This window comes from Cupriavidus numazuensis, from assembly GCF_905397435.1.
Lineage (GTDB): Bacteria > Pseudomonadota > Gammaproteobacteria > Burkholderiales > Burkholderiaceae > Cupriavidus > Cupriavidus numazuensis.
Genome location: NZ_CAJPVI010000127.1, coordinates 1 through 4,855, shown reverse-complemented (window position 1 = coordinate 4,855; position 4,855 = coordinate 1). Strand labels below are relative to the sequence as shown.

The 4,855-nt window shown below is 66.4% G+C and carries 5 protein-coding genes and 1 pseudogene; 4 read left to right on the top strand and 2 right to left on the bottom strand.

Going from position 1 to position 4,855, the window contains the following annotated elements; genetic code table 11:
- Positions 1 to 265: 265 nt before the first annotated feature.
- A complete protein-coding gene (locus KHO41_RS40640) occupies positions 266 to 580 on the top strand; it encodes an H-NS histone family protein (protein WP_011301104.1) in 315 nt (104 codons plus the stop codon).
- Positions 581 to 639: 59 nt separating this feature from the next.
- On the opposite strand, the gene KHO41_RS40635 is transcribed toward KHO41_RS40640, so the two are convergent.
- Positions 640 to 1,212 (bottom strand): hypothetical protein, encoded by a 573-nt coding sequence (locus tag KHO41_RS40635; protein WP_244874278.1) that lies wholly within the window; start codon positions 1,210 to 1,212, stop codon positions 640 to 642.
- Positions 1,213 to 1,454: 242 nt separating this feature from the next.
- Positions 1,455 to 2,369: a LysR family transcriptional regulator gene (locus KHO41_RS40630; protein WP_211958834.1), complete on the bottom strand. Its 915-nt coding sequence runs from the start codon at positions 2,367 to 2,369 to the stop codon at positions 1,455 to 1,457.
- Between the two features lie 156 nt (positions 2,370 to 2,525).
- Between KHO41_RS40630 and KHO41_RS40625 the strand changes: the two genes are divergently transcribed.
- From KHO41_RS40625 to KHO41_RS40615, 3 genes and pseudogenes are all read left to right on the top strand, one after another.
- A complete protein-coding gene (locus tag KHO41_RS40625; protein ID WP_211958833.1) occupies positions 2,526 to 3,707 on the top strand; it encodes an MFS transporter in 1,182 nt (393 codons plus the stop codon).
- Between the two features lie 104 nt (positions 3,708 to 3,811).
- The gene (locus tag KHO41_RS40620) at positions 3,812 to 4,288 is read left to right on the top strand and encodes an adenylyltransferase/cytidyltransferase family protein (RefSeq protein ID WP_211958832.1); all 477 of its coding nucleotides are present in this window, start codon (positions 3,812 to 3,814) and stop codon (positions 4,286 to 4,288) included.
- 3 nt (positions 4,289 to 4,291) lie between these two features.
- Positions 4,292 to 4,855: pseudogene (locus KHO41_RS40615) on the top strand (hypothetical protein); the annotation flags it as partial.

The following is a 4,855-nucleotide window of genomic DNA, read 5'->3' as shown; positions in this document are numbered from 1 at the left end:
AAACGCGAGACTCCGAGAGTTTACAAGTACCGCTTCAAGTCGTTGAATGTAAACGCTTTTCCTGGACGCTCTGGTCGCCTTGGTCGGTCAAAGATGTGTAAAACCGGTTGCCATATCCCCCATCACACAGTCTGTAACAATAGACCCGTGCAATCTGCGTTATATTTTGTAAAATTTTTTGTGTCCACCGCTGCAACGACAATGCCAAATCGGCATCGAGTTCCAGTACCATGCAGCGGCCTATTGCAGAAAAAGGGGAATATAAATGGCGACATACAAACAACTTCTTGCAGAAAAAGAAGCGCTCGAAGCCAAGCTTAATGAAGTAAGGGCGACTGAAGTCGCCGGCGTGATCGACCAGATCCGCTCGCTGATGTCCGAATACGGCCTGACCCCGGACGACATCGCGCCGCGCCGCGGCCGTGGCCGCCCGGCTGGTTCGAACACCGCCGCCAAGAAAGAGCACGCACCGCTGCCGGCGAAGTACATGGACCCGAAGACCGGCAAGACGTGGTCGGGCCGTGGTCGCGCCCCGGCATGGCTGGGCAAGCGCCCGGAACGGTTCCTGATCGAGTCGTAATTCAGTCGTCATCCCCGCCGGCCGCCCCTGGGGTCAGGGGCCGGCGCTTCCGGGCAGTCTCAGGACGCCTGGCAGACGTATTCCTTCCTCAGCGCGCGAAAGCCCTGCTGCGTCGGCTCGACCACGGGCCGCGCACCGCCTGACGGTAGTGGGTGCAGGCGCAGCACCTGGGCCGAGCACTGGCTCGCCGTCTCGTCACGCTTGTAGCGGATTTCGTATTGCGCGCCCGCCTCGGGCACGAACGACACGCCCGCCGCGCAGCGCAGTTCGGGCGCCGGTGGCGCGGCCATCGAACTCACCCCCACATAGATCCGTCGCCCGGCCTCGACCTGTCGCTCGCGCGTGCGCGAAGGCGCCTCGGGCGAGCTCCCTGCCATGTCGAGTCCGCGGTCCTTGCCGATTGCCGAAAGCTGTTTGCCGGTGCCGGCCAGTACCAGCGGGCGCGCCGGTACCGGGCATTTGGCCGGGTCCACCACCGTGAAGGTGGTGTTGTCGTCGGTATCCGTCATCAACCGTACACTGGCCGCCGGCGCGCCCGAGGGCACGCGATACTGCGCCACGCAACCGGCCGCCATGACAGCGGCAACCAGCATCGTCAGGATCGGTACTGCCGTCAGCCCTTGGTTTCGCATGGGATCGGAAGGAAGGGAATGCAGGCGGGGGCGCCGAACGGCAGCGGCAGGCCGGGGCGGACTGCTCAGAATACCCTCAAGCCGGGCGTCGCGTCGACAGTGAAAACCCATGTTGAAAAACCGCGAGGATATCCACAGAATCTGTGGATATCCTCGCTCGTCACCCGCCAAACGCCCCGTCTGTGCGTCAACGCACCGGGCCGCCCATTTTTTAGGCACCGGTTGCACTGGGGCGCAACCCGTCAGGCCGGGCGCTCCCACGGCGGGTTCTCGCCAAAGCGTTCGGCCAGGAAATCCACGAAGGCCCGCACGCGCGGCGGCACCAGCCGGCGTTGCGGCATGACCGCGTAGATGCCCGACTCCGCCAGCGGGTAATCGGCCAGCACCGGCACCAGTTGTCCCTTGCGCAGCGCCGCGCAGACGTGCCAGGCCGAATGCATGGCAATCCCCAGGCCGGCCAGCGCGGCATCCGCCAGCAGTTCGCCGGAGTTGGCCTCGATCGGCCCGCGCACGCGGACGGCGATCTCCCCACCCGCCCCGTCCCCGATGTGCCAGACGTCCTGCCGCCCCTGGCTGCCCACCAGCACCAAACAATCATGGCTGGCCAGGTCTTGCGGCGTGCGTGGCGTACCGCGGCGACGCAGGTAGTCCGGCGCGGCACACAACAGCCGCCGGTTGCTGGCCAGCTTGCGCGCAACCAGCGTCGAATCGTCGAGCGTGCCGATGCGGATCGCCAGGTCGAAGCCGGCGCTGACCAGGTCCAGCACGTTGTCGGTCATGGTGAAGCTGAGCTTCAGCCCGGGATGGATCGCCATGAATTCCGGCAGCAGCGGCGAGATATACAAGCGCCCGAACGACGACGACGTGGTCAGCCGCAAGGTGCCGGAGATCCCGCTACCCGCCTGGCGTAGCGAGCTGCCCAGCGCATCGAGGTCTTCGACGAGCGCGCGGCCCTGCTCCGCCAGGATCGCGCCTTCCGGGGTCGCGTGCAGGCGTCGCGTAGTGCGATGCAGCAGACGGACGCCGAGATCGCGTTCGAGCCGCTGCAGGCGCTGGCTCGCGACCGCCACGGACAAGTCCATGCTGCGCGCGGCGGCACTGATCGAACCGAGATCCAGCACGCGGAGGAACAAACCGATATCGCCGATGCGGTCCATGATTATCAAGATTCCATTGAAACTGATTATCGATATTGCCTGTTTTTAATGAAGATGAAAAGGCTGACACTCCAGTCTTCCTGCACTCCCACCCTGCATTCCACAAGCGCCTCCACCATGTCCAACCCAATCTCCCCTCCGCCACGCAGCGGCCGCATGCCCGTTGCGCTCTATGCGCTGACCGCCGGTTCTTTCGGCATCGGATGCGCCGAATTCGTCATCATGGGCCTGCTGCTGCAAGTGGCCACTGACTTGCACGTCAGCATTGCCGCCGCCGGCATGCTGGTTTCCGGCTATGCGCTCGGCGTGTTCGCGGGCGCACCGGTGCTCACCCTGCTGACCCGCCGCATGCCGCGCAAGGCCGTGCTGCTCGCGCTGATGGTCATCTACACCATCGGCAACGCCGCCTGCGCGCTGGCGCCCGACTACACCACGCTGATGATCGCGCGCGTGCTGACCTCGCTCACCCATGGCACCTTCTTCGGCGTCGGCGCCGTCGTGGCCACTGGCCTCGTGCCGGCCGAACGCCGCGCTTCGGCGATCTCCGTCATGTTCTCGGGCCTCACGCTGGCCACGCTGCTCGGCATGCCCGCCGGCGCCTGGCTCGGCCTGCATCTCGGCTGGCGCGCCACCTTCTGGGCCATGACGCTGATCGGCGTGGTCTCGCTGGCCGTGATTGCCGCGCTGGTGGACAAGAGCCGCGACCAGACCGCCCCGGTTGCGCTGCGCGAGGAGCTCGCCACCGTCGTACGTCCGCAGGTACTGCTCGGCCTGCTGATGACCGTGCTGCAGTCCGTAGGCGTCTTTGCCGTGATCACCTATGTACAGCCGCTGCTGACGCGCGTGGCCGGCTTCAGCGAAAGCGCCGTCTCGCCGATCCTGCTGCTGTTCGGCGGCGGCATGATCCTCGGCAATATCCTGGGCGGGCGCTTCGCGGACCGCCAGCCCACCTCGGCGCTGCTGGGCTCGCTCGCCACGCTCACCTCCGTGCTGGCGGCCATGACTTTCGCGGTCCACAACCAGCCGGCCGTCGCGATCTTTGTCGGCATCCTTGGCGTAGCCGCATTCGCCACGGTGTCGCCGCTGCAGCTGCGTGTGCTGCACCACGCCAGCGGCGCAGGCCAGAATCTCGCGTCGAGCTTCAATATCGCGGCCTTCAACCTCGGCAACGGGATCGGCGCGTGGCTCGGCGGCATGGTCGTCGACCACGGCCCCGGCCTGGCGGCGCTGCCGTGGGTAGCCGCGCTCGCGCCACTGGCCGCGCTGCTGGTGGCGTGGCTGAGCGTGAGGATGGAACGGGGCGGCAATGGCGTCAGCGTGGCCGCCGAGATGGGCTAGAACGGATTTCCCCACGCTTTTTGCCGAATTGACCCATAGCCCTGGCCGGTATAGTGCGAGCCATTCCATGCCGGCATCGATCCTCCGGAGATGCCGCCCCCGCTATGCCAGTCCATCCCGCTCCCTCCGCTGCCGCGCCGGCCTTGCCCGGGCGCGGCCTCGCCATTGGCGTGTTCGACCTGTTCCACGTCGGCCACCTGCGCTACCTGCAATACGCGCGCGCACGCTGCCGCACGCTCGTGACACTGGTCACGCGTGATGCGACGGTGCTCGCGAAAAAGCAGCGCACCCCGGCCATGCCCGAAGGCGAACGCGTGGAGATCGTCCAGGGACTGGGCTGGGTCGACGAGGTCATGCTGCAACCGGGCACCCTCGACGACACCGAAGACGTACTGCGCTGGATGGAGGCATTGCGCGTCGACCACGTCTTCATTGGCGAAGACTGGCGCGGCTCGGCGCGATGGCAACGGCTGGAGCCGCGCATCGCGGCCATGGGCATCGGACTGAGCTGGACGCCGCGCTCGAACGAGGTGTCGACGACAGCGCTGCGCGAACGCATCCTCGCCAGCCTGCAGCCGTAACCCGTGGCCGGACATTCCCCCACCGCAGTGCTGCACGGGCTGGGCCGCTTCGGCCTGCACTGGCTGCGCGCATGGCTGGATCGCCCGGATTGCGGCGTGCAGCTCATGGCCATGCAGGATGCGCACCATAGCCTGACGTCCGCACTGCGGATGCTGCAGGAGGAAACCAAGCCCTCCTTTGCCGATTGCGCGATCCACGCGGAAGACGACTGCCTGTGCATCCTCAAACCCGGCCGCGCAGCGCTGCGCATCCCCTACTGGCACGGGCCGGCCATGGCGTCTCCGTGGCTGGGGCAGGCAGACTGGTGGCTGGAATGTTCGGGCGGCTTCTCCAGCGGTGTCGCGAGCCGGCCGTTCCTGCGCGGCCGTACCCGCCGCGTGATCGTTTCGGCCACATGCCCGGGTGCGGACCAGACGCTGGTGTTCGGCCATAACGACAAGACGTTCGACCATGCAGCCGGCGTCCTCTCGTATGGCTCATGCACCGTCAACGCCTTCGTGCCGCTGGCAGCCTGGCTGCATGCGGAGTATGGCGTGGTCGATGCCGAGGTCGGCGTCATCCATAAC

What these genes read in the sequence shown, in the direction of transcription:
- KHO41_RS40640 (WP_011301104.1), top strand. Translation starts at nt 266, where the DNA reads ATGGCGACATACAAACAACTTCTTGCAGAAAAAGAAGCGCTCGAAGCC.
- KHO41_RS40635 (WP_244874278.1), bottom strand. Translation starts at nt 1,212, where the DNA reads ATGCGAAACCAAGGGCTGACGGCAGTACCGATCCTGACGATGCTGGTT.
- KHO41_RS40625 (WP_211958833.1), top strand. Translation starts at nt 2,526, where the DNA reads ATGCCCGTTGCGCTCTATGCGCTGACCGCCGGTTCTTTCGGCATCGGA.
- KHO41_RS40620 (WP_211958832.1), top strand. Translation starts at nt 3,812, where the DNA reads ATGCCAGTCCATCCCGCTCCCTCCGCTGCCGCGCCGGCCTTGCCCGGG.
- KHO41_RS40630 (WP_211958834.1), bottom strand. Translation starts at nt 2,369, where the DNA reads ATGGACCGCATCGGCGATATCGGTTTGTTCCTCCGCGTGCTGGATCTC.